This is a genomic window from Microbacterium sp. Bi128 (assembly GCF_918698205.1).
The window spans coordinates 1-2,870 of record NZ_CAKKMM010000614.1; the positions used below are offsets into that span (position 1 = coordinate 1).

General features: G+C 69.8%; 2 protein-coding genes. One reads left to right on the forward strand and one right to left on the reverse strand.

Translation table 11 applies throughout. The features are described 5' to 3' along the window. The coding region (locus LQV45_RS23755; protein WP_230009094.1) for an SLC13 family permease at positions 1–1,010 on the reverse strand (1,010 nt) is incomplete at its 3' end. Positions 1,011–1,179: 169 nt separating this feature from the next. On the opposite strand from LQV45_RS23755, the gene LQV45_RS23760 reads away from it, so the two are divergent. Continuing rightward, positions 1,180–2,870, forward strand: a 1,691-nt coding sequence (locus tag LQV45_RS23760) for an ATP-binding protein (RefSeq protein WP_230009095.1), incomplete at its 3' end; no start/stop codon positions are given.

Consider the following 2,870-nt stretch of genomic DNA (forward strand, 5'->3'; position numbering starts at 1 on the left):
CTCTGGTCCTTGACCTTGGGGAAGTTGACCAGCAGGGCGATGGCGGAGCCGACCATGAAGACGAACGGGAGCGGAATGACGTTGGCGACGAGCGTCACCATGACCGCGACCGTGAGGCCGAGGTTGAACCAGAACAGCTTGGGACGGAGGGTCTTGCGGTTGGGGTCCAGGGCGGTGTCGGCCATAGCGGAGTCGCGGTCGTCAACGAGGGAATCGGCGCGCTCCAGCACTGCAACGGACGATCCTTCCGGGGAGAGCCCGGCGGGCGAGGCTCCGGGGTCCTTGCGGCCGCGGCGGATGCCGGTACCGCCGGCCGCGCTGCCGCCGGCTGCGCCGTCTGCGTCGCCGTCGAAGGCTGCGGCTGTATCCGGGACGCCCCAGATCTCGGGGGCGACGGCGCGGAGGCGGTTGCGTTCCTGCAGGCCGAGCAGCCAGGAGAAGACCAGCACGACGATGAGCCCGGCGATGAGGGACGGGACCATGGGCACGAAGACATCATTGACGTCGAGCTTCAGCGCGGAGGCGGCGCGGGCGGTGGGGCCGCCCCAGGGCAGGATGTTCATGGTGCCGTTGGCCAGGCCGGCCACGCAGGTCAGGACCACGGGGCTCATCTTCAGCCGCAGGTAGACCGGCAGCATCGCCGCGGTGGTGAGGATGAAGGTGGTGGAGCCGTCACCGTCGAGGGAGACCGCTGCCGCGAGGATGGCCGTGCCCAGGACAACCTTGGCGGGGTCGTTGCCGAGCTTTCGCAGGATGAACCGGACCAGGGGGTCAAAGAGCCCGACGTCGATCATCAGCCCGAAGTAGATGATCGCGAACATCAGCAGCGCGGCGGTGGAGGTCATGGATTTCATGGAGTCCATGACCATCGGGCCGATCCCGAGGCCCGCGCCGGCGAAAAGCCCGAAGACTGTGGGAACAATGATGAGCGCCAGCACCGGCGTCAACTTCTTCGTCATGATCAGCACCATGAATACCGCGATCATGGCGAATCCTAGTAATACCAGCACGGCCGGCTCCTTCTTCGTTGAATGACACCACTCCGGTGTGATGCGCACTACAGACGTTAGAGTGGCGCCCGTCACGACTGGGTCTTTGGCTCAATTGATTGGCATACTGCTTATTGGATGCATTTTGCGCATTTTGCTCACGTCCGTACCAACCCCAGGCAGGAGCCCGATGAAGCGCCGCACAGCTCTGCCGGCCCTGCGCTTTTCGACCCAGACACTGCTGCTGCAGCTCGGCGTCGTGGCGCTGGTGGTGCTGCTGAGCAGCGCCGTCCACGCCTGGCTGAGCTATGACCGGCTGGGCCGCGAGGCGGAGAACCAGGCGCTGACCCTGGCCCGGACGGTGGCCTCGGACCCCTCCGTGCGGGCTCAGGTCCAGTCCATCAGCGCTCTTCCCGCCGCTCCCCCGGCCGCCGAGCTGTTGGCCGGTCCGTTGATGGCTGCCGCGGAGGGTGCCCGCACCCGCACCGGGGCCCTGTTCGTGGTCATTACGGACGAGACCGGCATCCGGCTGGCGCACCCCGACGCGGAGCGGCTGGGCGAAAAGGTCAGTACCGACCCCTCGGACGCCCTCGCGGGCCGGGAGGTCACCACGCGGAACACGGGCACGCTGGGCCCGTCCGCCGGCGCCAAGGTCCCGGTGTACGCCCCGGACTCGACGGCGGTGGTGGGAGAGGTGAGCGTGGGCTACTCCACCGAGACGATCAGCCAAAGCCTGGCCCGGGACATCATCCCCATCGCCGTCACGGCAGCCGGCGCGCTGCTGGCCGGCGTGCTCGCCTCCTTCCTGCTGCGGCGGCGGCTCCAGCGGCTGACCCTCGGGCTCGAACCCGAGGAGATCAGCACCCTCGTGCACGACCAGGTGGCCGTGTTGCAGGGCGTCGACGACGGCGTGATCGGCGTTTCGGCCGACGGCAGGGTCAGCGTTTTCAACGCCGCCGCCCAGCGGCTGCTCGGTGTCCCGGACCTCGCGGGCACGCCCTGGGCCGCCGCGCCGGTCCCGGAGCAGCTCAAGGCCCTGACCCGGGCCGATGCGGCCGAGGGCGAGGCGGTGGAACTCGTGGCCGGCGGCCAGGTGCTGGTGGTGAGCGCCCGCAAGGCTCTGCACGGCCGCGAGGACCTTGGCTGGGTGGTGATGCTGCGGGACCGGACCGAGCTGCAGCAGCTGACCCGCCAGCTCGACGCCGTCGGCACCATGTCCGCGGCTTTGCGGGCGCAGCGCCACGAGTTTGCCAACCAGCTGCACACGATCGCCGGGTTCATGAGCATTGGCCAGCCCCAGCAGGCCCAGGACTATCTCGCCAAACTGGCGGGCACCGGGCCGCTGGCATTCCCGGTGGACCAGGCCGAGCTGCTCCAGGACCCCTACCTGCAGGCCTTCCTCGGTGCCAAGGGCGTCGAGGCGGACGAGCGCGGCGTGAGTCTCCGCCTCGGCCCGGAATCCGTGGTCCGCGGCCGCGTCACCGAACCCCAGGACGTCACCACAGTCCTGGGGAACCTGATCGACAACGCCGTGAACGCCGCCGTCGCCGGTTCCGCGGCCGAGCGCTGGGTGGAAGTCGAAGTGCTGGACGAACCGGGCATCAACGGAGGCGCCGGCACACTCCACATTGTGGTGGCCGATTCCGGCGACGGCCTGGGCACCGGCATGACAGCCGCCGAGGCCGAGGGGGTCTTCGCGGAGGGTTACACGACCTCGGTCCGGCCCGCGCGCCCTGGCGGAGGGCAGGGCCTGGGGCTGGCCCTGTCCCGGCAGCTCGCGCGCCGCCGCGGCGGAGACGTGCGGGTGCTCGAGGCCGGCTCCCCCGGCGGCCCGGGCGCCGTTTTCGTGGCCACGCTGCCGGGAACCACCGAACCGGGACC